This is a genomic window from Stappia sp., from assembly GCF_965276915.1.
Lineage (GTDB): Bacteria > Pseudomonadota > Alphaproteobacteria > Rhizobiales > Stappiaceae > Stappia.
In genome coordinates this window covers 2,531,450-2,557,711 of sequence record NZ_OZ255709.1, presented here as the reverse complement: position 1 = coordinate 2,557,711, position 26,262 = coordinate 2,531,450, and the positions used below count along the sequence as shown (strand labels likewise).

Sequence of the window (26,262 nt, the reverse complement as noted above, 5' to 3'; positions counted from 1 at the left end):
GCGATGGCGGGGCGAACCACCACGCGCGCGGGCGCGATCAGCTTTTTGAGAACGCACAAGGCGCTGGCGCTCGGCAGCGCCATCGTCGCGACGGTGCTTGCCGCAGCACTCGTCTCGCTGGTGTGGACGCCCTATCCGATCGACGTCCTCAGCGTGCCGGACCGGCTCAAGGGATCCTCGCTCGCCCATCCCTTCGGCACCGACCAGTTCGGCCGCGACATGCTGTCGATGCTGATGATCGGCGCGCGCACCTCGATCGCCGTGGCGCTTGTCGCGGTGGGCATCGGGATCGTCGTCGGCGTGCCGCTCGGGCTGGTGGCTGCGGCGCGCGGCGGCTGGCTCGACGAGGGGCTGATGCGGGCGAACGACCTCGTCTTCGCCTTCCCCGCGCTTCTCTCGGCGGTGATGATCACCGCGATCCTCGGGCCCGGGGCGGTCAACGCGATCCTGGCCATCGGCATCTTCAACATACCCGTCTTCGCGCGGGTGGCGCGCGGCGGGGCGCTGTCGCTGAAATCGCGGGAATTCGTGCTCGCCGCCCGGGTCGCCGGCAAGGGCGAGATCCGCATCATCGCCGAACACGTCCTGCCCAACATCGCCAACCTTTTGATCGTCCAGGGCACGATCCAGTTCTCGCTCGGCATCCTGGCGGAAGCCGGCCTTTCCTATGTCGGGCTCGGGGCGCAGCCGCCGCTCGCCTCCTGGGGGCGGATGCTCAACGAGGCGCAGACGATGATGGCGCTCGCCCCCTCGCTGGCGCTCTATCCCGGGCTTGCCATCGTCGTCACGGTGCTCGGCCTCAACCTGACGGGCGACGGCTTGCGCGACCTGCTCGACCCGAGACTGAAAAGGCGCGTCGCATGAGCGACCTCTTCGCCATCAAGGGGCTCGATGTGGCGATCCACGGCACGCCGATCCTCAAGGGCGTGTCCCTGGAGATCGCGCGCGGCGAGACCTTCGGCCTTGTCGGGGAATCCGGTTCCGGCAAATCGATGACGGCGCTCGCCGCGATGCAGCTGCTGCCGCACGGGGCGGAGGCGCGCGGCCGCATCCTGCTCGACGGGGCGGACGTGCTGAGCCTCTCGGAAACGGCCATGTGCCGTTTGCGCGGACGGCGCATCGGCATGGTCTTCCAGGAGCCGATGACCGCGCTCAATCCGGTCAAGACCATCGGCGAGCAGATCGCCGAGGGGCTGGTTCTGCATCTGCGACTGTCACGGGCCGGCGCCATGGAACGCGTCATGCACCTGCTCGACCGGGTCGGGCTGACGCGGGCGAAAGTCGGCCCCGACCGGTTCCCGCACCAACTGTCCGGCGGACAGCGGCAACGCGTCGTCATCGCCATGGCGATCGCCTGCCAGCCGGACCTTCTGATCGCCGACGAACCGACGACGGCGCTCGACGTGACCATCCAGGCACAGATCCTGTCGCTGATCCGCGAGATCGCGGACACCGAGAAGATGGGCTGCCTGTTGATCAGTCACGATCTGGCGGTGGTTGCAGAAATGGCCGACCGCGTGGCGATCATGAAGGATGGCGAGATCGTCGAGAGCGGCCGGACCGCCGCGCTCTTCGCCAATCTCACCCATCCCTATTCGAAGGCGCTGATGGCCGCGTCGAACCACGTGCCGAAACGCCCGAAGGGACCGCCGCGCACCCCGGCAAGCCACGGCACCCGGCCGATCCTGAGCGTGCGCGAGCTGGTGCGCAGCTATCCGCAGCCACGGCGGAGCCTCTTTCGCGCCGCCGAGCCGTTCATCGCCGTCGACAAGGTGAGCTTCGAGATCCGCGCGGGGCAGAGTGTCGGCCTTGTCGGGGAATCGGGATGCGGAAAGTCGACGCTGGCGCGCGCCCTGCTCGGCCTCGAGACGCCGAATGGCGGGGCGATCGAGGTGCTGGGACAGGACCCGAACGCGGCACGCGGCGCAACGCGCGAGGCCGTGCACCGGGCGGTGCAGGTGGTGTTCCAGGACCCCTATGGCAGCTTCAACCCGCGCCACCGGATCGGCCGGGTGGTGGCCGAGCCGCTGCATCTGCTGCGCGGCGAGATCACCGCGAAAGAAGCGCGCGAGCGGGTCGCGGGGGCACTGGTCGAGGTGGGTCTTTCGGAGGCGGACATGGCGAAATACCCGCACGAGTTTTCCGGCGGGCAGCGGCAGCGCGTCGCTATTGCAAGGGCGCTGGTGACGCGGCCGAAGCTGATCGTCGCGGACGAGCCGGTCTCCGCGCTCGACGTCTCGATCCGGGCGCAGATCCTCGATCTCTTCGCCGATCTCAGGGCGCGGCACGGGCTCGCCTACCTGTTCATCTCGCATGATCTGAGCGTCGTGCGGGCGATCACCGACGATGTGATGGTGATGAACGGCGGCAAGATCGTCGAACGCGGCAAGACGGCGCGCGTCTTCGACCACCCCCGCCATCCGTACACGCGGATGCTGGTTGCAGCGGCACCCCGGCTTTCCGATGCGCTCGCCATCCGGGCGGCCATCGAGAACCGAACGACAGGACCATGAGACGGCAATGAGCGCGGAAAGCCCCTTGCGCCTCGGCATCGACTGGGGCGGCACGAAAATGGAGATCATCGCGCTTGAGCCCGGCGGCGACGAACGCTTCCGCAAGCGCGTGGCGACGCCGCGCGGCGACTATGACGGCTGTATCCGGGCCGTCGCGGACCTTGTCGCCGCGGCGGAAGAGGCAACGGGCGCGCGCGGCACGGTCGGCCTCGGCATTCCCGGCTCGCTGTCGCCGGCGACCGGCCTCGTCAAGAACGCCAATTCCACCTGGATGAACGGCCGCCCGCTCGACCGCGACCTGGAGACAGCTCTTTCGCGTGCCGTGCGCATCCAGAACGATGCCAACTGCCTCGCCGTCTCGGAGGCGACCGACGGCGCGGGCGCCGGCGCCGCCATGGTTCACGCGATCATCGTCGGAACGGGCTGCGGCTCGGGCATCGCCATCAACGGACGGGCCCATCGCGGCGCCAACGGCATCGGCGGCGAGTGGGGCAATATCCCGGTGCCGTGGATGAGCGCGGAGGAGTTTCCCGGCCCCGAATGCTGGACCGGCAAGCGCGGCACCATCGACCGGCTGTGCTCGGGCACCGGCTTCCAGTGGGACTACGGCCAGGCGACAGGGCTTTCGCTGACAGGCCCCGAGATCATGGCGCGGGCCCGGGCGGGCGACAGGGACGCGGAGGCCGCGTTCGAGCGCTATGTCTCGCGGCTCGGGCGGGCGATGGCGATGGTCGCCAATATCCTCGATCCGGACGTCTTCGTTCTTGGCGGGGGCATGTCGAACATCGACGAACTCTACGGGCGGCTCCCCGACGAGATGCGCAAGCATGTCTTTTCAGACCAGTACGACGTGCCGGTGCGCAAGGCGAAGCACGGCGACAGTTCCGGCGTGCGCGGCGCCGCCTGGCTTTGGAACGACACGGCCCCGGCGTAACCCGCGAACGCCGGGCGTGCGCCCTCGCTGCGGCCGGACATCCGCCTATATGCAGGTTCGGACCTGTTTGAGAGGACGACCGACATGCGCCTGCCCTCTGCCGCCGCCATTGCCCTTGGCCTCGTCGCGATGCTCGCAGCGAACGTGTCCCTGCGCGCCGAACCGCGCCAGTATGTCATCGACCCGGCGCATTTCTCCATCGTCTTCAATGCCATGCATATCGGCTACGCACCGACCTGGGGCCTGTTCCTGAAGGGCAAGGGCGGCTTCACCTTCGACGAGGAAACACGGGCTCTGTCCAACCTCAGCGTCGAGATCGAGGCGGCAAGCGTCTTTTCCAACGACGAGCGGCGCGACGGGCATCTGCGCTCGAATGATTTCCTCGCCGCCGACGCGCACCCGCTGATCACGTTCGAAATGACGGAGGCACGGCCGGAAACGGAGACGACCGGCACGGTGACCGGCGATCTGACCCTGCGCGGCGTGATGCGGCCGGTGACGCTCGACGTCACGCTCAACAAGATCGGCCCCTACCCGTTCGGCGGCACCCATGTGGTTGGCGTCAGCGCCAGAACGACGCTGAAACGCTCCGAATTCGGCTCGACCTACGCGCTCGAGGGCGGGCTCGTCGGCGACGAGGTGGAGATCCGCATCGACCTGGAGGCGATCCGGCAGTAGCGGGCGGCAGTAGCGCTCAGACGCGGTTGAGCAGGCGGGCGCGGATCGTGCCGGACAGATCGCGGATCCCTTCGAGCACCTCGACGGAATTTTCCACCTGCCCGTCGGCGTCGAGCACGACATAGCCGATCTCGCCGTCGGTCTGGTAGTGCTGGGCGGCGATGTTGATCTTCTTGGCGGCGAAGAGATCGTTGAGCTTGCCAAGTTCGCCGGGAGAGTTGCGCTGCACCTGGATGAACCGGGTGTTGCTGGTGCCCTTGGGAAGCTGCACCTGCGGGAAATTGACCGCGCCGATAGTCGAACCGACATCGGAATATTCCACGAGACGGCGGGCCACCTCCTCGCCGATACGCTCCTGCGCCTCTTCCGTCGAACCGCCGACATGCGGGGTGAGGATGACGTTGTCGAGCCCGCGCAGCGGCGAGACGAACTCCTCGTCATTGGATTTCGGCTCGCTCGGGAAGACATCGACCGCCGCACCGGCCAGATGGCCGGATTTCAGGGCATCCGCCAGGGCATCGATATCGAGCACGGTGCCCCGGGCATTGTTGATCAGACAGGCGCCCTTCTTCATCGCCGCGATCTCGTCGCGTCCGATCATGCCGCGCGTTTCCGGCGTCTGCGGCAGGTGCAGCGAAACGACGTCGGAGACGGCGAGAAGCTCGGTCAAGGAACCGGCCGGCTCGACATTGCCGTGGCGCAGCTTGTCGGTGTGATCGTGGAAGATCACCCGCATGCCCATCGCCTCGGCGAGCATGGCGAGCTGCGAGCCGATATTGCCGTAGCCGACGATGCCGAGCGTCTTGCCGCGCACCTCGTTGCTGCCCGCCGCCGTCTTCAGCCAGCGTCCGGAATGGGCCGCCATCGACTTGGTGAAGGTGCCGCGCACCAGCATGACGATCTCGGCGATGGTCAGCTCGGCGACGCTGCGGGTGTTGGAAAACGGCGCGTTGAAGACCGGCACGCCGCGCCGGTTGGCGCCGACGAGGTCGACCTGGTTGGTGCCGACGGAGAAGCAGCCGACGGCCACCAGCGTGCCGGCCGCCTTGAGGATTTCCTCGTCGACCTGGGTGCGCGAGCGGATGCCCAGAATATGAACGCCCTGCAGGGCCTCGATCAGCGCGGAACGGTCGAGCGCCGTCTTCAGCTGGGTGACGTTGGTGTAGCCCGCCTGGGCGAGCACATCCGGCGCGCTCGGGCTGATGCCCTCCAGAAGCAGCCAGCGGATCTGATGCTTGGGGCGCGACAGGCCGGTCTTCATGCGGTCATCCCGGAAACAGAGGAAGGGGCACGCGAGTCTCGCCCGCGTTGCCGCTCTGGTGCCCTGTCTGCGGGGAAATTTCAACCGCCGCTTTTTGCAATGCACATGGGCGCTTGCCGTTCAGGCCCTGGCGCACCAGTCGCGCAGGCGCGTGACGAAGGTTGCCAGACGTTGCCTTGTGTCGGCGAATTGCGCCGTCTTTCCATAGGCTTCGACGTCCATGTAGAGCGCCCGGTTGACCTCGACCTGGAGGGAATGGACGCCGGCCGCCGGATTTCCGTGGCGGCGCAATATCTCCGCACCCTTGAAGGGATCGTTGACGGCGAGCGAAAAACCCAACCCGTCGAAGGCTGCCAGCGCCGCATCGAGAAAGCCGGCGGCAGCGCTCGTCCCCTCGCGGTCGGAGAGCACGATGTCAGGGCGGCGCGAGCCGGTCGCGTCCTCGTGCATGGCATTGGCCACCGGTTGCATCGAATGCAGGTCGAGATGGAAAATCCGGCCCGAACGGCGCGTTTCGTCCAGCAGACGCGCAAGCGTCTCGTGATAAGGCCACCAGCAACGGGCAAGCCGCGCCTCATAGTCGGTGCGCGAAAGCGGTCCGGCGAGCAGCGGCGCACCGTCCGGCGGCGTCGCGGTCCACACGACGCCCTTGCCGAGCCGAGCCTTGGACGAGGGGGCAAGGGCAAGCCCCGAGGCATCGTCGAGGACTGAGGGATCGAGATCGTCGAAGGCGCGGTTGACGTCGCAATAGATGCGGCCGAAACGCGCCGAAAGCAGCGGCAGGCCGAGGGCGGGCGCATCGCCGAAAAGCTCGTCGACATGCATGTCCTCGGCCCGGCGATAGCGCTCCGGCGGCTGGGCCGGGGCGAAATCGGCCGGATAGAACCTGCCCGAATGGGGACTGTCGAGCACCAGCGGCGCGGCGACCTGCTCGGGTCGAAGGATCGAGAACATCGCCCCGTCACCGTCCGAAGTCATGCCGCCCTCACCCGTCGTTCAGGTGGCAGGCGGAGAGCCGTCCCGGCGCAATCTCGCGCAGGGCCGGCGCCTCGACGCCGCAGCGGGGTTTGGCATGCGGGCAGCGGGGATGGAAATGGCAGCCGGCCGGCGGGGTGAGCGGCGACGGGATCTCGCCCTTGACCGGCTGGAAGATGCGCTTGCGCGTGTCGATGCGCGGCACCTCGTCGAGCAGGGCGCGGGCGTAAGGATGGTTCGGATCGGCGAAGAGCTCGACCGCCGGCGCGCTTTCCACGACGCGGCCGAGATACATGATCACCACCCGGTCGGCGAGGTGCTCGACGACGCCGAGATCGTGGGAGATGAACAGGTAGGTGAGGCCCAGATCCTCGCGCAGGTCCATGAACAGGTTGAGCACCTGCGCCTGGATGGAAACGTCGAGCGCGGCGATGCTCTCGTCGCAAACGAGGAAGTCCGGCTTCACCGCCAGCGCCCTTGCGATGCCGATGCGCTGGCGCTGGCCGCCGGAGAACTGGTGCGGGTAGCGGCTCTTGATGGCCGGATCCAGCCCGACGCGCAGCAGCATGGCGTCGACATAGTCGGACACCTCTTCCCCCGACACCAGGCCGTGGACGCGCGGCGCCTCGCCGACAATGTCGCGCACCCGCATGCGCGGATTGAGCGAGGACATGGGGTCCTGGAAAATCATCTGGATCTTCAGCGTCGCCTCGCGCCGCTCCGCACCGGACATGGCGGCAACGTCGCGGCCGCGCCACAGGACCTTGCCGGCGCTCGGCGCGTGCACGCCGGCAACGACCCGGCCGAGCGTGGACTTGCCGCATCCGCTCTCGCCGACAAGGCCGACCACCTCGCCCTCGCGAATGCCGAGCGACACGCTGTCGACGGCGTGGACCACTTCTTCCCGGCGATTGCCGCCGAGCAGGTTGACGATCTTCTCGGCCGCGTCGAGGCGGCGGACGAAGCGTTTGGAGACGTCTTCAAGCGCAAGCAGCGGCACGTCGCTCATGCGGCACCTCCGGTAACGGTCTCGGCAAGGTGCGGATGGTGGCAACGGGCGCCGCGTCCGGGCGAAAGCTCGGCGAGCGCCGGCATCTCGTTGCAGGCGGCGTCTGCGCGCGGGCAGCGCGCGGCGAAGCTGCATCCGGGCGGCAGGTGCAGCAGCGAGGGCGCCATGCCGGGGATCTGCGTGAGCCTGTGCCCACGCCGGTTGTGGCTCGGCACCGAGCCGATCAACCCGTGCGTATAGGGATGGAAGGGCGCATCGAGCACGGCGTCGACCGGCCCTTGCTCGACAATGCGGCCGGCATACATGACCGCGACCCGGTCGGCGAGGCCGCCGACAACGGCAAGGTCATGGGTGATCCAGATCATCGCAAGGCCCGTGTCGGCGCACAGCTTCTGCACCTCGTAGAGGATCTGCGCCTGGATGGTGACGTCGAGCGCCGTGGTCGGCTCGTCGGCGACGATCACCTCCGGTTCGTTGAGCAGCGCGATGGCGATGGCGACGCGCTGGCGCATGCCGCCGGAGAACTGGTGCGGATAGGCGGCGAGCCGCTCGTCGGGCGAGGGAATGCCGACGCGGGCAAGCGCCTCGCGAGACCGCTCGCGCGCCGCCTCGCGGGAGATATCCTCATGCGCGCGGATCGCCTCGATCATCTGCGTGTCGATACGCAGGACCGGATTGAGGGTCATCATCGGATCCTGGAAGATCATGGCGATGCGCCGGCCGCGCAGGGTGCGCCAGGCTTCTTCCGGGCGGCCGACAAGCTCCTCCCCGCCGAGACGGATCGAACCGGAGACGATGCGCCCGGGCGGGTCCACCAGTCCCATCAGCGAGAAGCCGGTCACGGTCTTGCCGGACCCGCTCTCGCCCACGAGGCCCAGCACCTCGCCGCGACCGAGCGAGAAGGAGACGCCGTCGACAGCCTTCGCGACGCCCGCCTTGGTGAAGAAATGGGTCTTGAGGTCCTCGACCTCGAGCACGGTTTCGCGGATCATCGGGACCTCATTTCTGCAGGCGCGGGTTGAGCACGTCGCGCAGCTGGTCGCCGACCATGTTGATCGAGACGATGGTGATCAGGAGGGCCACGCCGGGGAAGACGGCGATCCAGTATTTGCCCGACAGCATGTATTCGAAGCCGTTGGAGATCAGCAGGCCGAGCGAGGGCTCGGTCTGCGGCAGGCCGACGCCGAGGAAGGAGAGCGTCGCTTCCAGCGCGATGGCATGCGCCGTCTGCACGGTGCCGACGACGATCAGCGGCGCAACGCAGTTGGGCAGGATGTGGCGGAAGACGATGCGGGCATGCGACAGGCCGAGACAGGCGGCCGCCTCGACATATTCGCGCCGCCGCTCGACCAGCGCCGAGGCCCGCACGGTGCGGGCGTAATAGGCCCACTGGGCGATCACCAGCGCGATGATGATCTTGTCGATGCCCTTGCCCAGGATGGCGAGCAGGATCAGCGCGATCAGCACGGCGGGCAGCGACAGCTGGATATCGACGACGCGCATGATCAGGTTTTCGGTGCGCCCGCCCGCATAGGCGGCAAGCAGGCCGACCGTCATGCCGACGATGATGGCGATGACGCCGGAGGCGACACCGACGGAGAGCGAGATGCGCAACCCGTAGATGATCGCCGACAGCAGGTCGCGGCCGGCACCGTCCGTGCCCAGCCAGAACGTGTAGCCGTCCATGCTTTCCGCGCCCGGCGGCTGGCGGGCATCGAAGATCGAGACCACGGCGAGGTCGTACGGGTCCTGCGGCGTGATCCAGGGCGCGAGGATGGCGACGATGATGATCGTGGCAAGCAGCAGCGCCGCACCGACCGCAAGCCGGCTGTCGCAATAGTCGGAGACAAAGCGGCGCAGCGGCGTTTCGGCCGGTTTCAGCGCCAGCGCAGCGGGGTCCGCCCTGGAGGCGGGATCGAGACTGGTCATCGCCGGCTCACTGTCCGCGATCGCCGAGCCGCACGCGCGGATCGAGGATCGAATAGAGGATGTCCACCACCAGATTGATGACGACAAAGAGGAAGACGATCATCACCAGGTAGGCGACGATGATCGGCCGGTCGAGCTGCTGGATCGCCTCGATCAGGAGCTTGCCCATGCCGGGCCAGGCGAAGATCGTCTCGGTGACGACCGAGAAGGCGATCAGCGAGCCGAATTCCAGGCCGAGCACGGTGACCACCGGAATGAGGATGTTCTTCAAGAGGTGCACGCCGACGATGCGCGGGCGCGACAGGCCCTTGGCGCGGGCGAACTTGATGTAGTCCTGGAACATCGCCTCGCGGGTGCCGGCGCGGGTCAGGCGGATGACCAGCGAGATCTTGAGCAGCGCCAGGTTGAGCGCGGGAAGCGCCAGATGCCGCAACCCGTCGAGCGTCAGGAAGGACAGGTGCAGGCCGAAGACCTCGACCGTGTCGCCGCGCCCGGTCGAGGGCAGCCAGCCGAGGATCACCGCGAAGATCATGATCATCATGATGCCGACCCAGAAGGTGGGCAGCGAGAAGCCGAGAATGGACCCGGCCATGATCGCCTTGGCGGGAATCCCGTCGGGATAAAGCCCGGCGTAAAGGCCGAGCGGAATGCCGATGACGACGGCCATCAGGAGCGCCGCGAAGGCAAGCTCGAGCGTAGCCGGCATGCGCTGCACGATCAGGCCCAGCGCCGGCTCTCCGAAGACGAAGGACTGGCCCAGATTGCCCTGCACGGCATTGGTCATGAAGATCCAGAACTGCTCCCAGATCGGCCGGTCGAGGCCGAGCGCGCGGGTGACATTTTCGATATCGGCCTGGTCCATGTCCGGGGTGATGAACATGTAGACCGGGTCGCCGACCAGATGGACGCCGAAGAAAACGAGCACCGCCATGGCGACCATGACCAGCGCGCTCTGCAGCAGGCGGCGGAGGATAAAGACGCTCATGGCGTGTGCCCTGTTCTCGCCGGGCTCGTTGCCCGGCCCGCGACACGAAAGACGATGAGGGAGCCGCAGGGATCACCGCGGCTCCCGGCTTCGTGTCGGGTTATTCCTTCACCACGCCATAGGCGACCGTGTACTCGTCCGTGCGCGGGATGTACTTGAGGCCGGCACGGCTCGCCCAGGTGTTGACCTGGTAGTGGATCGGAATGATCGCCAGTTCGCCGATGGCAAGCTCGGTCGCCTCGGCCAGCAGGCCGGCACGCTTCTCGTCATCGACTTCGGCAAGCGCCGCCTCGATCAGCCTGTCGACTTCCGGATTGGAATAGCGGCCGCGATTGGCGGTGCCCATGCCCTTGTCCTTGTCGTAGGAGGCGATCAGCGCACGCAGCGGCGAGGATGCCTCGCCCGAGCCGGCGCCCCAGCCGACCAGGATCAGCGAGAATTCCGGCAGGCCGTCGGCGCCGGTCGAGGCGCGGGTGAAGTAGACCGAGCGCGGCATCGTCTCGACCTGGGTCTTGATGCCGACGCGCGTCAGCATCTGGGCGATGGCCTCGGCGATCTTGGCGTCGTTGAGGTAGCGGTCGTTCGGCCCGTGGATCGTCAGCTCGAAGCCGTCGGGAAGCCCCGCCTCCGCCAGCAGCGCCTTGGCGCCTTCCGTGTCATAAAGCTCCGGCCCGAGCTTGTCCGAAACGCCGAAGAAGCCTTCGGGGAGCAACTGGCCGGCGGGAATGGAAAGCCCTTCCATGACGCGGTCGCGGATCAGCTCGCGCGAGATCGCCTTGGACAGCGCCTGGCGGACCTTGAGGTCCATCAGCGGGTTCTTGATGTCGCCGCCGCCATTGGCCTTCACGAAGGGCGAATTCTCGCGGAAGTGATCGAGGTGCAGGTAGATGACGCGGTTCGACACGCCCTGGGACAGGACAACGTTGTCGCGACCCTTGAGCGTCTCGATGTCGGTCGTCGGCACGCCGTTGATCATGTCGACATCGCCGGCGAGAAGCGCGGCAACCCGCGAGGGGCCGGACTTGATCGGCTTCAGCGTGACCTTGTCCCAGATCGGCTTGTCGCCCCAGTAGTCGGCATTGGCCTCCAGGACGATGCGGTCGCCGGGCACGTATTCGGCGAACTTGAACGGTCCGGTGCCGGCCGCCGCCTTGCCGGAATTGTAGTCCTCGGTCGCCCCGTCGCAGCCGCCCTCGTTGGAGACGATCGCCACGTTGCCGAGATCGTTGACCATCACCGGATAGGGCGCATCGGTCTTCACGTGGACGGTGAAGTCGTCGACCTTCACGAAGGTCTTGCCCTTGGTGTAGGTGCCGAAGCCGGCCGGCGAGTTCGGCACGTTGGGAGCACGCTCGAAGGTGCAGATCACGTCGTCGGCGTTGAAGTCGGTGCCGTCGTGGAACTTGACGCCCTCGCGCAGCTTGAATTCCCAGGTCGTGCTGTCGATGGGCTTCCAGGAAACGGCAAGGCCCGGCTTGAAGTTCTGCCGCTCGTCCGGATTCGCGAGCCGGTCGAACATCATGAAGCCGAGCTGATTGTTCGGCCCCAGATTGTGGAAATGCGGATCGATCGAGGTCGCCTCGGAATCAAGGCCGATCACGATGTCCTCGGCGGCCGCGGAAGCGGAGCCCACGGCAACGGCGCACGCCGCCCCCACGAGCGCGCGCACGAGCGGCGTCCTGGTGAATTTCATCTGGTCAACTCCCCTCTGGATCCCTGGAAGCTTGTGCAGGCGGGGCGGGATCGACACGGTCCCCGTCTGGTGCCTTTTGCGGATTGGCTGCCGCCATCCATGGCTTGTGGGAAAGGCTATTATGCGTTTATATGATCGACAAACGAAAAACGATAACCTAAACGCATAGACCTATTCCCGTGACAGATACAGAGGTTATGGATCAGCCGGGGTTCCGGCAAGTCGGCAGCAGCGGAAACCGCAACGGGCTGACGCTTCGCGAGCTCGAAGTGCTGCGCGCGGTCATCACCGAGGGCAAGACAACGGCGGCGGCACACAGGCTGGGGATATCGCAACCGGCGGTCAGCCGGGCGATCGCACAGCTCGAGGCGCGGCTCAACCGGCAGCTCTTCCACCGCAGCGGGAACCGGATTCAGCCGACATCCGAAGGGCTAGCGCTCAACGAGCAGATCGAGCCGATTTTCGCCACCCTCGCCCGGCTCGACGCGGCCGACAGCGAGGACACCAATCCCAAACGCCTGCGCATTGCCGCGCCGCCGACGCTCTCGCACCGGCTGCTGACCCGGCTGATCGCCGGGTTCCTCAAGGAGAACCCGGAAGCCTCGGTGCATCTGGAAATCGGCATGTCGATCAATGCCACGGCGGCGGTGGCGGACGAGAATGCCGATCTCGGCATCAGCGACACCCGCACCCGGCATGACGGCTTGCGCATGTATCCGTTCCGCCATGCCATCGCCCATGCGGCGATCCCGGCCGACCACCGGTTGGCGGACAGGGAAGAAATCACGCCGGAGGACCTTGCCGGCGAGCCGTTCATCGCGCTGACCCGGCGCTTCCACCAGCGCAATGTCATTGACCGGATCTTCGCCGAGCGCGGCATCGAGCGGAAGATCCGCGCCGAGACCGCGACCAGCATCGCCATCTGCGAGCTGGTGCGCGAGGGCATGGGCATCGGCCTCGTCAATCCGTTCCCGGTGAGCCTTCGGCCGCTGGATGGCGTCGTCTTCCGCCGCTTCACCCCGCGCGTCGACTATCTGACGCAATTCTTCGTGCCCGCCGGGCCGGTCGCCCCGATCGCCCAGCGCTTCATCGAATATGCAAGACGCGCGGTTCCCGCCGACGCCTATTCGCATCCGGCCTGACCGGCCCCAGGAAAGGACCTGACATGCTGCAGCCAGCGGCTCCGCGCTCTGCCGAAATCCTCAAGGACCTGGTCGGCTTCGACACGACCAGCCGCAACTCCAACCTGGCGCTGATCGCCCATGTGGAGGCGTTCTTCGCAAAGCGCGGCGTGGCGACGACGCGCATTCCCGACGAGACCGGCGAGAAGGCGAACCTGATCGCCACGATCGGGCCGAAGGACGTCCCCGGCTTCGTGCTCTCCGGCCACACCGACGTGGTGCCCGTCGACGGGCAGGACTGGGCCAGCGACCCCTTTGCCCTCACCCTTCGCGAGGGCCGGCTCTACGGGCGCGGGTCCTGCGACATGAAGGGGTTTCTCGCCTGCATCATGGCCAAGGTCGACGACATGCTGGCCGCCGATCTCAAGGCGCCGATCCATTTCGCCTTCTCCTATGACGAGGAAGTGGGCTGCAAGGGCGTGCCCAGCCTGATCGAACACCTGATCGCCACCCATCCGCTCCCGCGCGCCTGTTTTGTCGGCGAGCCGACCGAGATGCAGGTGGTGATCGGGCACAAGGCGAAACGTTCCTACCGCGCCATCGTCACGGGCAGGACCTGCCACTCCTCGCTGGCTCCCGAGGGCGTCAACGCGGTCGAGCATGCCGCCCGGCTGATCGTGAAGATCCGCGAGATGGGGCTGGAGCTCGCGGAAGGTCCGAGCGACCCGCTCTACGACGTGCCGGTGACAACCTCGCATACCGGCACCGTTTCCGGCGGCACGGCGCTCAACATCGTGCCCGACCGCTGCGAACTCGCCTTCGAGTTCCGGGTGCTGCCCGGCGAGGACGGCGACGCGCTGGTCGGGGAGGTGATGCGTTTTGCCCGTGAGGAGATCGAGCCGGAGATGCAGGCGCGCGCGCCGGAAACCGGCATTGCCTTCGAGCAGATCTCCAGCTTCCCCGGCCTCGACACGGCGGCCGACGCGGAGGTGACGCGGCTGGCCAAGCGGCTCGCCGGCCGCAACGACCACGCCAAGGTCGCCTATGGCACGGAAGGCGGGCGCTTCGTCGAGATCGGCGCGATCCCGACCGTCGTCGTCGGCCCCGGTTCGATCGGCCAGGCCCACAAGGCGGACGAGTTCATCGAAGTGTCCGAACTGGTGAAATGCGAGACCTTTCTCGACCGGTTGATCGAGGAAGCCTCGGCCTGATGCGCAACGGCACTGGCAAGACCCTTTTCATTCCATTGATTGCAAGCAGGAACACACACCCATGACCGACGCCGCCACACCGCCCCTGCCCCCGGTCGAGCTGACGAAAACCGACATCACGCCCTATCTTGCCGGCAATACGGGCATTCGCGGCGTCACCACTTTCGACAGCGGCGTCGCCGGCCCGCATGTGGCGGTGACGGCGATCGTCCACGGCAACGAATTATGCGGCCCGATCGCGCTCGACTGGCTGTTTTCCAAGGGCGTGCGGCCGGTCCGGGGCAAGCTGTCGCTCGCCTTCATCAATCTCGACGCCTATGACCGCTACGACCCGGCCGATCCCTTCGCCTCGCGCTGGGCGGACGAGGACATGAACCGGCTGTGGCAGGACGAGACGCTCGATGGCGGCGACACCCTGGAGCGCAAGCGCGCCAAGGAGCTGTGTCCCTTCATCGACGAGGTCGATCTGCTGCTCGACCTTCACTCGATGCAGAACGCCACGGCGCCGCTCTATATCGCCGGGCCGCTGGCCAAGGGCCGGGCGCTGGCACGCGCTGTCGGCACGCCGGCACTGGTGGTCAGCGACGAGGGCCACGCTGCCGGCAAACGCATGCGTGACTATGACGGTTTTTCCAATCCGGACAGCCCGAAAAACGCCCTGCTGGTCGAATGCGGCCAGCACTGGGAAAAGGCCAGCGCCGACGTGGCGCTTGAAACCACGCTTCGCTTCCTGCAGGCGACCGGCGTGGTCGCGCCCGGCGCCTTCGCCGCCGAGCTGGCCCGCTTTCCCGCGCCCGTCCCGCAAAGCTTTGTCGAGATCGTCGCACCGGTCACCATCGAGACCGACGACTTCCGCTTCACCGACGCATATGTAGGTCAGGAAGTGATCGCCAGGGCCGGAACGGTGATCGCCCATGACGGCGGCAAGCCGGTCGTCACGCCGCATGACGACACGGTGCTGATCATGCCCAACCGGCGCCCGGCCAAGGGGCAGACCGCAGTGCGGCTAGGGCGTTTCGTCGAAGGTGCCTGAGGCGGCCGCGCGAGCCGGGTTCCGCAGCGCAACTTTCCGCGTTGCGGAGGCCGCCCGCATGCGCTACTGAATTTGCCATGAGCAAGACAATTGTCACGAACAACGGCTGGTGGTGGCGCCCCTCGTAACAGGCGGCAACCGACAGCGCGTGACATGACGTCACCCGGATCATGAGGAAAGCCGCCGCGGGGTCCCGCCGGCGGCTTTGTCATGTCCGGGGAGGCTCCGACGGCCGCGCGGAGGAGAGAAAGAATGCTGACGGGACAGGAACAGGCCTTCGTCACGAAGGGCGGCATCGGGGTGAGGGTCACCACGCACGCGGCCGATTACGCGAAGGGCACCTCGCCCTGGATCGACAGGCTGGACAGCGAACGCGGCGCGGTCTTCTCCTCCTCCTATGAATATCCGGGCCGCTACACGCGCTGGGACATGGCGCTGGTCAACCCGCCGCTGGTGCTGGAATCGCGCGGAGCGGACGTGCGCATCGAGGCCCTGAACGACCGGGGCCGGTTGCTGATGCCGGCGATCGAACAGGCCCTTGCCGGGCTTGCCGACATCGAGGGCCTGACGCGCCGGGGCGACGAACTCGCCATGCGCGTCGCGCAGGCCACGCGCGCCTTTGCCGAGGAGGAGCGTTCGCGCCAGCCTTCCGTCTTCTCCGTCATCCGCGCCATCAACGAGCTGTTTGCCTGCGACGACGGCCACCTGGGCCTCTACGGCGCCTTCGGCTACGACCTTGCCTTCCAGTTCGAGCCCATCGAGCTTGTGCTGGAGCGCCCCGACGACCAGCGCGACGTGGTTCTCTACATGCCCGACGAGATCCTGCTGGTCGACCATTACGGCCGCAAGGCGCATGTGCGCGCCTATGAATTCGAGGTCGCGGGAAAGACCACCGACGAGATGTCGCGCGGCGGTAGCAGCGAGGCCTACCGGCCGGCCAACGAGGATCCCGGGCGCGGCGATCACACGCCGGGCGAATACGCGCGGCTGGTGGAGAAGGCGAAGGACTATTTCCGGCGCGGCGACCTGTTCGAGACCGTGCCGGGCCAGGTCTTTTACGAAGCCTGCCCGGCCCCGCCCTCGGCGGTCAGCCGGCGACTTTCGGAGATCAACCCCTCCCCCTACGGCTTCCTCATCAATCTGGGCAAGGGCGAGTATCTCGTCGGCGCCAGCCCGGAAATGTATGTGCGCGTGTCCGGCGGACGGCGGGTGGAGACGTGTCCGATCTCGGGAACGATCCGGCGCGGCAAGAACGCCATCGAGGACGAGGCGCAGATCCGCAAGCTGCTCAATTCGGCCAAGGACGAGGCCGAGCTGACCATGTGCTCCGACGTCGACCGCAACGACAAGAGCCGCATCTGCGTGCCGGGCTCGGTGCGGGTCATCGGCCGGCGCCAGATCGAGATGTATTCGCGGCTGATCCACACGGTCGACCATATCGAGGGCATTCTTCGCGACGATCTCGACGCGCTCGACGCCTTCCTCTCGCACACCTGGGCGGTGACCGTGACCGGCGCGCCGAAGCGCTGGGCCATGGACTTCATCGAGCGCCACGAGAAGAGCCCGCGCGCCTGGTATGGCGGGGCCATCGGCGCGGTGCTGTTCAACGGCGACATGAACACCGGGCTGACGCTGAGGACCGTTCGCATCAAGGACGGGGTCGCCCAGATCCGCGCCGGCGCGACGCTGCTTTACGACAGCATCCCGGAGGAGGAAGAGGCGGAGACCGAGCTGAAGGCGGAGGCGATGCGCGCCGCCGTTCGCGAGGCCGGCATCCTGCGTGAAAAGACCGTCGATCCGAGCCAGGCGGAACCGGGCAAGGGGCTGAAGATCCTGCTGGTCGATCACGAGGACAGCTTCGTCCACACGCTCGCCAACTATTTCCGCCAGACGGGTGCCACGGTCGTCACCTACCGCTCGCCGGTCGCCGACCATGTCTTCCACGACGTCGCGCCCGATCTGGTCGTTCTGTCGCCAGGGCCTGGCAGCCCGAAGGATTTCGACTGCGCCGCGACCATCGGCCGGGCACGGGCCCGGGGCCTGCCGATCTTCGGTGTCTGCCTCGGCCTGCAGGCGCTGGCGGAAGGCCTCGGCGGCACGCTGGGACAGCTCGACGTGCCGATGCACGGCAAGCCCTCGCCGGTCACCTTCGAGGCGGACTCCATGCTGTTCGAGGGATTGTCGTCACCCGTGACGGTCGGCCGCTATCATTCGCTGCATGCGCTGCGCGCGGCGCTGCCGGCGGGCTTTCGCGTCACCTCGCAGACGGAGGACGGCGTGGTCATGGCGATCGAGCACGAGGCCGAGCCCATCGCGGCCGTCCAGTTCCACCCGGAATCGATCATGTCGCTCGACCAGGATGCCGGCCACCGGATCATCCACAACGTGGTGACGAAACTGGTGAAAGCGCGCAGCACCGCCCTGCCGGCGGCGGCCGCCACCGGCTGACAACCGGGCACGCATGGACGGACGCTTTGGCAGGTGGCGGGGCTACTCCGCCGCCTCGCCTTGCGCGGTCGGGCAACCGGAGTGCGCGCGCGTCTTCAGCTTGTGCGAAACCTCGACGATGGCGCTGATCGCCGGCAGCAGTTCGGCGCCAAGATCCGTCAGCGAGTATTCAACCGAGGGCGGCGAGGTCGGCCGGACCTCGCGATGGACGACGCCCTTGCGCTCCAGATCCTTCAATCTCGCCGTCAGCACCTTGGCGGAGACGGCCGGGATATCCAGCCGAAGCTCGGAGAACCGGCGCGGCCCGGCCGAAAGATGCCAGATCACATTGGGCGTCCAGGCGCCTTTCAGGATCTCCATGCAGTGACTGAGCGGGCAACCGTTCGGCGGCGGCGGGCTCTGGTTCTTTCGTATTTTCAATGCCATCCGGCAATCTTCCAGCTCGTTGCAGCGGCGGGGCCTGCCCGCGTCCCACGCGGGGCGCGCCGGCAAGCGGCGCTTTCCGGCTGACGGGTTACAGGAGGTTACCACCCGGAAATCTCATTCTTCTCTAACATAAGGTTCTCTGGTTTACAAAGGTAACCTCTAACTCCTAGATGCCTTCCGAGCGCGGCGCATCACCCGCGCCATGCAACCATCCGGCGCGATCCCAAAGGGGCCGCCGGTACAATCGGGAGACATCGATGAAACTCTTCTACAAGGCCGGCGCCTGCTCGCTCGCCACCCACATCGTCCTGCACGAACTCGACCTGCCCTTCGAGATCGAGAGCGTCGACACGTCGGAGAAGACGACGGCGTCGGGCCGGGACTTCCTCCAGATCAACCCGGACGGCTACGTGCCGGCGGTCGAACTTGCCGACGGCAACGTGCTGACCGAGGGCGCGGCGATCCTCCAGTATCTCGCCGACACGCACCCGGATGCGGGTCTGGCCCCTGCCCCGGGCTCCTGGGAGCGCACCCAGCTTCACCGGCATCTCAATTTCATCTCGGCCGAATTGCACAAGTCGTTCGGGCCGCTCTTCGCCAAGCCCGCTCTGGAAGGCGCCGCGCGCGACGCCGCGGTCGAAAAAATCGGCACCAAGATCGGCCATTTCGAGCGGATCCTCGCCGACGGCCGCGAGTTCGTGACGGGCAAGACGTTCTCCGTCGCCGACGCCTATCTCTTCACCGTACTGAACTGGACGAATTTCGTCGGCGTGTCGCTCGAGGGGCACCCGCATGCGAAGGCCTTCGTCGAGCGCATCGCCGCACGCCCGGCGACCCGCGCAGCGCTTACCGCGGAAGGCCTGCTGCAGGCCGCCTGAGCCACATCTTCCAACAGGACCGGGTGGCACCTCCACCCGGTCCCGACCGGCAGCAGGAGGCACATCATGCAAGACGGCGACTACACCGAGATCCTGGCGCTTTGTGCGCGCTACCACGACGCGCTCCACCGCAGCGACGCCGAGCTGCTCGGCAGCCTCTTCCACGAAAAGGCGCTCTACGCGGCAACGACGGACGGCGACATCCGCTTCTGGTCGATGGACCATTACCTGCCGATCGTAAAGGACCGCGTCTCGCCCGCCTCGCGCGGAGAGACACCGGACGGGCGGGTCCTCGCCATCACCTTCGCCGGGCCCAACGCGGCCCTTGCCCAGGTGCAGAGTTCCATCGGCGAGCGCTTCTTCACCGACTTCCTGTCGCTGGTGAAGATCGACGGAACCTGGCTGATCGCCGCCAAGATCTTCGACTACGTCACCCGGTCGGGCGACTGAACCATCCGATCACGATACGAGGAGAACGAGATGCCCTATGTGAACATCAAGGTGACGCGCGAAGGCGTCACGCGCGAGCAGAAGGCGCGGCTGATCGCCGGCGTCACCGACCTGCTCGTCGACGTGCTCGACAAGGACCCGGCGACCACCGTCGTCGTCATCGACGAGGTCGAGATCGAGAACTGGGGGATCGCCGGCGTGCAGACCGACATCTACCGCGCCCGCAAGAAGTCCGAGGCGCAGGGCTGACGGCACCCTCGATTTCACGCGTCCGGCAAGCAGATCGGATAGTGGCTGGAATAGCGCCAGGCACGAGCCTCCGACTGCTTGCCGACAATGGTCATGTCGACGACATGCTCCGACCAGAGCGACAGGAGCACGCCGCGCATGCCCTTGCCCGCCGGCATGGGGATTTCCAGGAAATGGCCGCCGTCGTCCTTCCACATGGCGATGGAATGGTTGGCAGGAAAGCGGCCCTGCCGGTTCGAGCGGTCGATCAGCCCGTATGAGGTGAAGGTCAGCACCGAGCTTCCCGGATCGTCGGCAAGGTTGGAGGCGTATTGCGCCGGCCAGCGGTTGCGGATCTGGGGTCCGTCGAGGAGCAGCGCGAAGATCAGGTTCGGCGCAACCGCGCGCAGGATCTCATGACAGGGATCGGAGCGGGCCAGTTCCTCGCAGATCAGTACCGAGAAGACGGATTTCTTGCGAAAGCGCTGGAAGTGAATCTCGCGCCGGCCGAGTGGAGTGTTCTCCCACCAGTTGCGGATCTTCGGGTTGAGCGCGGCGGAGAGCGCATAGGTCTCGACCTGGCCGCGATCCATGCGCCAGCGATGGTGCTTGCCGCGGCTGTTGGTGATGTGTTTCGTCGGATCCGCATTGTGATACCAGACCCTCGTCAGAACGTGATTGCCGCTGGTCTCGTAGCAATTGTTGCGGCTGCCGGAGATGACGAATTCGAGCTTCGGCTCGTGCGCCTTGAGCGCGTCGCAAAGCTCCTCGAACAGATCCCAGTCGAGCGCGTATTCCGGCAGGACAACGCCGTTGACGCAGCCGGACTCGCGCTTCGCCTCGCTCACCAGACGGCAGCAATCACGGATGAAAGCTGCCCGCGTTTCCTCGCCGGCGATCCAGTTCTGCCTGAGGTCGAAACTCTCCCAGTTCTTCTTGTAGGTATGCAGTTCGTGCGGGGGACAACCGTCCTCGACATTGGGAACGAAGTCCCGCCCGGAGAGCGATACGGGTGCGGGGATCAGGAGGATATCAAGTGTCTCGCGGTCCTCGCTCGGCGGAGCCTCGACCGACAGGTCCCAGTAGCAGCGCACCTCGCCGCGCCCCGGCAGCAGGGACAGGTTGCGGGTGACGTTGCGCAGCGTTGCGCCTACCGGCGCGACCCGCACCTTGGGCAGCACGCAGACGACACTGCTGTCGGCGAGATAGGTGAGCGAGGCCGGCGGCGGTTCCGGACTGCCATCCTCGCGCGGCGGCCGTCGGTACATGGTGCGGATAACGTCCTCCCAGACGGCGCCGCCGTACTTCTCCGAGGAGAGCGGGTCGCGCAGGAGCCTGTTCAGCGCCATGTCGGCAAGCATCACCAGCTTGAAGGTGGCGATCCACCAGTCCGGCGCCTCGCCGCCGTTCTGCAGATACGATCCGGAGGTGATCGGTTCGTGCCAGGCGGCGCGCAGGATGTCCCAGAGATCGCGAACCTCGCGCGGCGGTGCGCCGCGCCTGCTGGTACGCCACTTCTCCGCCACCCGGTCAAGCGCGCGCCGGTCATCGATACCGAGGAAGAAACGGCAATGCCGCCGGTCGCGGCAATAGGGCGAGGGGTCGAAGAAGGCGACAAGGCCGGACACCCTGGCGAGATAGCCGACGGCGGCGAACAGGTCGGTCGGGACCGCAGGCGGCAATGCGTACATGGCCGCCTCGTCGTCAAGCGCGAGACCGGACCTCTTCGCCTGATATTGTCGCCAATATTCCTCGGGTACGGTCCCGTTGGGCAGGACGGTTGCAATCACCTGCCCGACCTTCTGGCTGGTCGAATTCACTGAAAAATCCTGTTTCTCAATCTTTTAGCCAGCTTGGCGCAGCGTAAGGACGGTTGCAAGCCTCGAATTCATTTACCTGGACGGGAAACATGGATGGAAATTGAAAGACACTTCCGCTATACCCATCTACCGTGAGGAAGGTTATAGTGTCAGGACCCTCCGAACGAGCGTCAACAATACTGACCTTTCAAGATCTTACCGCACCGCAAGCGAACGGGATCTTGTCGCTGGAGTCTTGAAATGCCCTACCAGAAGTCGGAGGCGCTGTGGGCTCTCGAGCGCGAAGTCGCCCCGAAGAAGCGGGAGGAAGGCATCGACCTTCTGACCGAGTGCTATGAAGCCTATCTCGCCGACGTGCTGACCCCCGACGCGCCCGAAGACCAGAAGTATCGCCTGGAGCCGGAAAGCCGCCAGCGGCTGCGTGACCAGGTCGCCCAGCGCTTCTCCGAGCTGAGCTGATCATCGGCGCGAGCAGAACGGATCACGCGGCACGACTGATCGTCAGTCTGTTTGCGCTTCTTCCGCAAAGCCCCTGAACTGCGCGAACGCGTCAAGCGCGGCGCGCTCGCTGCGCCAGCCGTTGACGGGCGCGGCCATGTCCGCGTGTCCCAGCGCGATGGCGCAGAAGAGCATGTGTTCCGGCGGCGGGGAGAGATGTTCGCCCACCAGCCCGTGCCACTGCACCCAGGCTTCCTGGGCGCAGGTGTGGAGCCCGTGGGCGCGGGCGGCGAGCATGACGCTTTGCAGGAACATGCCGCAATCGGCCCATTGCGGCGGGCCCATCGTCCGGTCGAGATAGACGAAGAGGCCGACCGGCGCGTCGAACAGGCGAAAATTGCGGCGGAACTGGCGGCCGCGCCCGGCCTTGTCCTCGCGCGTCACGCCAAGCGCTGCGTAAAGCGCCTCGCCCACACGTTGCCGGCGTGCCTCGTACGGATCTTTCAGGTCTTGCGGATAGACGCGGTATTCCGGCATCTCGCCGCGCGGCAGATCGCGCATGCGGTCCTCGACGTCGGCGACGAGCCGGGCAAGCGCGGGCCCGGCAACGGCATGTACGTGCCAGGGCTGAAGATTGCCGCCGGACGGTGCCCGCGCGGCGGCGGAGAGGATGGCGCGCACGGTCTCCTCCGGCACGGGATCTGGCCGGAAGGCACGGCAGGAAAAGCGGCTGTCGAGCGCGTCGAGAACATGCATGCGGGGAGGCGGTCCGGCTTTGTTGCAAGAGCCGCACACCCTGCCCGCGCGCCGGGCCGCGATCAAGAGGTCTTCAAGGCCGCCGGGGCTCCGGCTCAGACCGGCAGGATCGCCGTGCCCTCGATCTCGACCATCGCCTCGCGCTCGACCAGCGCCAACACCTGGACGACCGCCATGGAGGGGAAATTGCGCCCCATCACCGAGCGGTAGACAGGGCCGAGGTCCTTCAGGCAGGAGCGATAGGCCTCGATATCCGTCACGTACCAGGTCAGTCGGGCGATATGCTCCGGCCCGCCGCCGGCGGCACGCACGACGGCAACCACATTGTCCAGCGTCTGGCGCACCTGACCGAGGAAGTCGTCCGGAAAGACACCGTCGGGCGTCCAGCCGATCTGGCCGCCGGTGAGCACCATGCGGCCCTCCCCCGCCATGCCGTTGGCATAGCCCCTTGGTGCCGGCCAGCCTTCCGGATGAACGGCGGTCAATGGCGAGGGCGGAACCTCGCAGGCGGCGGTTTCGGCGATCTTGGTCATTCGGTCTTCCACGTCCAGGTCTTCAGTTCATCGTCACGATGCGGCGGGCGGTGCCGCGCGGGTGTCGCTTCCGGAAGCCGCGATCTCGCGCAGGGCGAAACGCTGCAGCTTGCCGGTCTCCGTGCGCGGCAGGATATCCACGAACTCGATCGCGCGCGGATACTTGTAGGGCGCAAGCTCGGCTTTCACGTAGTCCTGCAGCGTCTTGACCAGCGCCGCGTCGCCGGTAACGCCCGGCTTCAGCACCACATAGGCCTTGACGACACGGCCCCGGTCCGGATCCGGCGCGCCGACGACGCCGCATTCGGCCACCACGGGATGGGCCAGCAGCGTGCCTTCCACCTCGGGGCCAGCGATGTTGTAGCCGGACGAGACGATCATGTCGTCGGAGCGCGCCTGATACCAGAAATAGCCGTCGGCATCGCGGATATAGGTGTCGCCGGTGACGTTCCAGCCGTCGATGGCATATTTGGTCTGGCGGCTGTCGGCGAGATAGCGGCAGCCGGTCGGTCCGCGCACGGCAAGGCGGCCCGGCGTACCGTCCGGCACTTCCTTGCCGTCCGGGCCGATCACCTTGGCCTCGTAGCCGGGCACCGGCTTGCCGGTCGCGCCCGGGCGCACGTCCTCCTCGCGCGCGGCGATGAAGATATGCAGCATTTCGGTTGCACCGATGCCGTCGAGGATGCGGATGCCCGTCGCCGCCAGCCAGTCGTCCCAGGTCGCCTTGGGCAGCGCCTCGCCGGCCGAAACACATTTGCGCAGCGAGGACAGGTCCGTTTCGCCGCGCTTGGCGAGGATCGCCCGGTAGGCGGTCGGGGCCGTGAACATGACGCTCGGCCGCATCTCCGGGATTGCCTTCAGCAGGTCATCCGGGCCGGCCCGCTCCAGCAGGATCGCGGTGGCGCCGACGCGGAAGGGAAACAGAACCAGGCCGCCAAGGCCGAAGGTGAAGGCCAGCGGCGGCGAGCCGATAAACACGTCGCTCTCCACCGGCCGCAGGATCTCGCGCGAATAGCAGTCGCAGATCGCCAGCATGTCGCGGTGGAAATGCATGGTCGCCTTGGGCTCGCCGGTGGTGCCCGAGGTGAAGCCGAGCAGGCAGACATCGTCGGCGGCCGTGCCGCAGGCGGTGAAGGTGTCCGAAGCGGCCTCCATCAGCGCTTCCAGCGCGTCCGCCGCACCGCCGCCTGAATAGAGGATCGTCTCGATCCGCGAGGTGCGGGCACGCGTCAGTTCCATCTCCTCTTTGAGGCGATGGTCGCAGATGGCAAAGGAGAGCTCGGCCTTGTCGGTGATGACGGCCAGTTCCTTGGCGCGCAGCAGCGGCATGGTGGCGACGACGATACCGCCGGCCTTCAGAATCGCGAAATAGACCGCCGTCATCATCGGCGTGTTGGGGAAGCGCAGCAGCACCCGGTTGCCGGGCTTCAGGCCGAAACGGTCGACAAGAACATTGGCGATGCGGTTGATTTTCCCTGCGAGCTCGCCATAGGTCCAGCGCTCGGACGGAGAGACGAGCGCCAGCTTGTCGCCGCGCCCCTCCTCGACATTGCGATCAACGAGTTCGACGGCGCAGTTCATACGCTCGGGATAGCCGAGCCTGTCGAGATTGATGAAATCGGGCCAAAGGTCCCGGGGCGGCAGGTTGTCCGCCGCGAAGGTATCGAGATGTGCTGAGCGGGCCATGCGGCACTCCTCTGGAAGGTTGGATCGGCCGGTTTCCGGCGCGTTTTCGGGTCTTGTCATTCGGCTGCCGCCTTGGAGGACCGGCGGGCGGCATGGTCGGCGATCGCCTGTCGGGCGATCACGATCTTCTGGATTTCCGTGGCGCCCTCGTAGATGCGGAGCGCGCGCACGTCGCGGTAAAGCTCTTCCACCTTCGAGCCGACGCGCACGCCGTTGCCGCCATGCAGCTGCACGGCCCGGTCGACGACCTTCTGGGCGTTTTCCGTCGCCACCATCTTGGCAAGCGCCGCCTCGCGGGTGACGCGCGGGGCGCCCATGTCCTTCGTCCAGGCGGCGCGGTAGACCAAGAGTGCGGCCGCATCGACATCGGCGACCATGTCGGCGAGCGCGCCCTGCGTCATCTGAAGGTCGGCAAGCGGCGCGCCGAAGAGCTGGCGCGTGGTGGTGTGCTCCAGCGTCTCGTCGAGCGCCCGGCGGGCAAAGCCGAGCGCGGCCGCGCCGACGGTGGAACGGAAGATGTCGAGCGTCGCCATCGCCACCTTGAAGCCCTCGCCGCCCTTGCCGAGGCGCGCCGAGACGGGCACGCGCACAGCGTCGAAGGACAGTGTCGCAAGAGGATGCGGAGCGACCGTGTCGATGCGTTCCTTCACCGAGAAGCCGACGGCATCGGCATCCACCATGAACGCGGAGAGACCACGTGCGCCCGGAGCCTCGCCGGTGCGGGCAAAGACCACATAATGGTCGGCGATGCCGCCATTGGAGATCCAGGTCTTCTCGCCGGTGATGCGCACATGGTCCGGCCCGTCGGCTTCCGCGACAGTCGCAAGGGCCGCAACGTCCGAGCCGGCGGCAGGTTCGGAGAGCGCGAAAGCCGCGATCTTCTCGCCGCGCGCCACCGGCGGCAGGTAGCGGTCCTTGAGCGCGTCGGAACCGGCGAGCGTGATCGAGCCGGTGCCGAGCCCCTGCATGGCGAAGGCGAAATCGGCCAGCCCGCCGTGACGCGCCAGCGTCTCGCGGGCAATGCACAGCGTGCGCACGTCAAGACGCTCGTGCAGACCGCCATGGGAGGCAGGCACCGCAGCCGTCAGGAGCCCCGCCTTGCCGAGCGCGGCAACGAGGGCCCGGCAGGACCCGTCGACATCGTGATGATCGGAAAGCGCTGCCACCTCGGCGGCGGCGAAGGCCTCCACCCGGGCAGCGAAGGCGCGATGCCCATCGTCGAAAAACGGCCAGTCGAGAAAGCTCTTGTCGGTCATG

25 protein-coding genes are annotated in these 26,262 nt (G+C 66.9%); 12 read left to right on the top strand and 13 right to left on the bottom strand.

The window, feature by feature from the left end:
- Window positions 1-3: 3 nt before the first annotated feature.
- The 4 genes from ACQY46_RS11940 (at window position 4) to ACQY46_RS11925 (ending at window position 4,125) form a co-directional block, all read left to right on the top strand.
- The gene (locus ACQY46_RS11940) at window positions 4-864 is read left to right on the top strand and encodes an ABC transporter permease (RefSeq protein ID WP_428696259.1); all 861 of its coding nucleotides are present in this window, start codon (window positions 4-6) and stop codon (window positions 862-864) included.
- Window positions 861-2,513 (top strand): ABC transporter ATP-binding protein, encoded by a 1,653-nt coding sequence (locus ACQY46_RS11935; RefSeq protein WP_428696258.1) that lies wholly within the window; start codon window positions 861-863, stop codon window positions 2,511-2,513. The genes ACQY46_RS11940 and ACQY46_RS11935 overlap by 4 nt, the downstream gene beginning before the upstream one ends.
- 25 nt (window positions 2,514-2,538) lie before the next feature.
- Complete coding sequence (locus ACQY46_RS11930) at window positions 2,539-3,447, top strand: ROK family protein (RefSeq protein ID WP_428700478.1); 909 nt, start codon at window positions 2,539-2,541, stop codon at window positions 3,445-3,447.
- Window positions 3,448-3,531: 84 nt separating this feature from the next.
- Window positions 3,532-4,125 carry a YceI family protein gene (locus tag ACQY46_RS11925; RefSeq protein ID WP_428696257.1) on the top strand — a complete coding sequence of 198 codons (594 nt, stop codon included), beginning with the start codon at window positions 3,532-3,534 and terminating at the stop codon, window positions 4,123-4,125.
- A gap of 16 nt (window positions 4,126-4,141) precedes the next feature.
- On the opposite strand, the gene serA is transcribed toward ACQY46_RS11925, so the two are convergent.
- The 7 genes from serA to ACQY46_RS11890 all read right to left on the bottom strand — a co-directional run bounded on the left by serA (window position 4,142) and on the right by ACQY46_RS11890 (window position 11,977).
- Complete coding sequence (gene serA / locus ACQY46_RS11920) at window positions 4,142-5,386, bottom strand: phosphoglycerate dehydrogenase (protein ID WP_428696256.1); 1,245 nt, start codon at window positions 5,384-5,386, stop codon at window positions 4,142-4,144.
- Between the two features lie 120 nt (window positions 5,387-5,506).
- Window positions 5,507-6,364 (bottom strand): N-formylglutamate amidohydrolase, encoded by an 858-nt coding sequence (locus tag ACQY46_RS11915; RefSeq protein ID WP_428696255.1) that lies wholly within the window; start codon window positions 6,362-6,364, stop codon window positions 5,507-5,509.
- Between the two features lie 7 nt (window positions 6,365-6,371).
- Window positions 6,372-7,370 carry an ABC transporter ATP-binding protein gene (locus tag ACQY46_RS11910; RefSeq protein ID WP_428696254.1) on the bottom strand — a complete coding sequence of 333 codons (999 nt, stop codon included), beginning with the start codon at window positions 7,368-7,370 and terminating at the stop codon, window positions 6,372-6,374.
- Complete coding sequence (locus ACQY46_RS11905) at window positions 7,367-8,362, bottom strand: ABC transporter ATP-binding protein (RefSeq protein WP_428696253.1); 996 nt, start codon at window positions 8,360-8,362, stop codon at window positions 7,367-7,369. Before ACQY46_RS11905 ends, ACQY46_RS11910 begins: the two co-directional genes overlap by 4 nt.
- A gap of 7 nt (window positions 8,363-8,369) precedes the next feature.
- On the bottom strand, window positions 8,370-9,299 hold the full coding sequence (locus ACQY46_RS11900) for an ABC transporter permease (RefSeq protein ID WP_428696252.1): 930 nt from the start codon (window positions 9,297-9,299) through the stop codon (window positions 8,370-8,372).
- Between the two features lie 7 nt (window positions 9,300-9,306).
- Window positions 9,307-10,284, bottom strand: a complete 978-nt coding sequence (locus ACQY46_RS11895; RefSeq protein ID WP_428696251.1) for an ABC transporter permease — start codon at window positions 10,282-10,284, stop codon at window positions 9,307-9,309.
- Window positions 10,285-10,384: 100 nt separating this feature from the next.
- On the bottom strand, window positions 10,385-11,977 hold the full coding sequence (locus tag ACQY46_RS11890; RefSeq protein ID WP_428696250.1) for an ABC transporter substrate-binding protein: 1,593 nt from the start codon (window positions 11,975-11,977) through the stop codon (window positions 10,385-10,387).
- A gap of 197 nt (window positions 11,978-12,174) precedes the next feature.
- On the opposite strand from ACQY46_RS11890, the gene ACQY46_RS11885 reads away from it, so the two are divergent.
- From ACQY46_RS11885 to ACQY46_RS11870, 4 genes are all read left to right on the top strand, one after another.
- Window positions 12,175-13,119 (top strand): LysR family transcriptional regulator, encoded by a 945-nt coding sequence (locus ACQY46_RS11885; protein WP_428696249.1) that lies wholly within the window; start codon window positions 12,175-12,177, stop codon window positions 13,117-13,119.
- Between the two features lie 23 nt (window positions 13,120-13,142).
- Complete coding sequence (argE, locus tag ACQY46_RS11880) at window positions 13,143-14,309, top strand: acetylornithine deacetylase (protein ID WP_428696248.1); 1,167 nt, start codon at window positions 13,143-13,145, stop codon at window positions 14,307-14,309.
- Between the two features lie 61 nt (window positions 14,310-14,370).
- Window positions 14,371-15,342 carry a succinylglutamate desuccinylase gene (locus ACQY46_RS11875; protein WP_428696247.1) on the top strand — a complete coding sequence of 324 codons (972 nt, stop codon included), beginning with the start codon at window positions 14,371-14,373 and terminating at the stop codon, window positions 15,340-15,342.
- A gap of 252 nt (window positions 15,343-15,594) precedes the next feature.
- Complete coding sequence (locus ACQY46_RS11870) at window positions 15,595-17,790, top strand: anthranilate synthase component I (protein WP_428696246.1); 2,196 nt, start codon at window positions 15,595-15,597, stop codon at window positions 17,788-17,790.
- A gap of 42 nt (window positions 17,791-17,832) precedes the next feature.
- On the opposite strand, the gene ACQY46_RS11865 is transcribed toward ACQY46_RS11870, so the two are convergent.
- Entirely contained in the window at window positions 17,833-18,216 is a 384-nt protein-coding gene (locus ACQY46_RS11865; RefSeq protein WP_428696245.1) for a winged helix-turn-helix transcriptional regulator, read from the bottom strand.
- Window positions 18,217-18,473: 257 nt separating this feature from the next.
- Between ACQY46_RS11865 and gstA the strand changes: the two genes are divergently transcribed.
- The 3 genes from gstA to ACQY46_RS11850 all read left to right on the top strand — a co-directional run bounded on the left by gstA (window position 18,474) and on the right by ACQY46_RS11850 (window position 19,793).
- Window positions 18,474-19,094, top strand: a complete 621-nt coding sequence (gstA, locus tag ACQY46_RS11860) for a glutathione transferase GstA (RefSeq protein ID WP_428696244.1) — start codon at window positions 18,474-18,476, stop codon at window positions 19,092-19,094.
- Between the two features lie 66 nt (window positions 19,095-19,160).
- Window positions 19,161-19,544: a nuclear transport factor 2 family protein gene (locus tag ACQY46_RS11855; RefSeq protein ID WP_428696243.1), complete on the top strand. Its 384-nt coding sequence runs from the start codon at window positions 19,161-19,163 to the stop codon at window positions 19,542-19,544.
- Window positions 19,545-19,574: 30 nt separating this feature from the next.
- A complete protein-coding gene (locus ACQY46_RS11850) occupies window positions 19,575-19,793 on the top strand; it encodes a tautomerase family protein (protein WP_428696242.1) in 219 nt (72 codons plus the stop codon).
- A gap of 14 nt (window positions 19,794-19,807) precedes the next feature.
- Here ACQY46_RS11850 and ACQY46_RS11845 read toward each other — a convergent pair whose 3' ends face one another.
- Window positions 19,808-21,592, bottom strand: coding sequence for a hypothetical protein (locus tag ACQY46_RS11845; RefSeq protein ID WP_428696241.1), 1,785 nt, complete (start codon window positions 21,590-21,592; stop codon window positions 19,808-19,810).
- A gap of 240 nt (window positions 21,593-21,832) precedes the next feature.
- On the opposite strand from ACQY46_RS11845, the gene ACQY46_RS11840 reads away from it, so the two are divergent.
- Entirely contained in the window at window positions 21,833-22,051 is a 219-nt protein-coding gene (locus ACQY46_RS11840) for a hypothetical protein (protein WP_428696240.1), read from the top strand.
- A 42-nt stretch (window positions 22,052-22,093) separates the two neighbouring features.
- Here ACQY46_RS11840 and ACQY46_RS11835 read toward each other — a convergent pair whose 3' ends face one another.
- From ACQY46_RS11835 to ACQY46_RS11820, 4 genes are all read right to left on the bottom strand, one after another.
- Window positions 22,094-22,786: a nitroreductase gene (locus ACQY46_RS11835; protein ID WP_428696239.1), complete on the bottom strand. Its 693-nt coding sequence runs from the start codon at window positions 22,784-22,786 to the stop codon at window positions 22,094-22,096.
- 95 nt (window positions 22,787-22,881) lie between these two features.
- A complete protein-coding gene (locus tag ACQY46_RS11830; protein ID WP_428696238.1) occupies window positions 22,882-23,319 on the bottom strand; it encodes a RidA family protein in 438 nt (145 codons plus the stop codon).
- 33 nt (window positions 23,320-23,352) lie between these two features.
- Window positions 23,353-25,005 carry a benzoate-CoA ligase family protein gene (locus ACQY46_RS11825; RefSeq protein ID WP_428696237.1) on the bottom strand — a complete coding sequence of 551 codons (1,653 nt, stop codon included), beginning with the start codon at window positions 25,003-25,005 and terminating at the stop codon, window positions 23,353-23,355.
- Window positions 25,006-25,061: 56 nt separating this feature from the next.
- Window positions 25,062-26,261: an acyl-CoA dehydrogenase family protein gene (locus ACQY46_RS11820; protein WP_428696236.1), complete on the bottom strand. Its 1,200-nt coding sequence runs from the start codon at window positions 26,259-26,261 to the stop codon at window positions 25,062-25,064.
- Window position 26,262 lies beyond the last annotated feature (1 nt).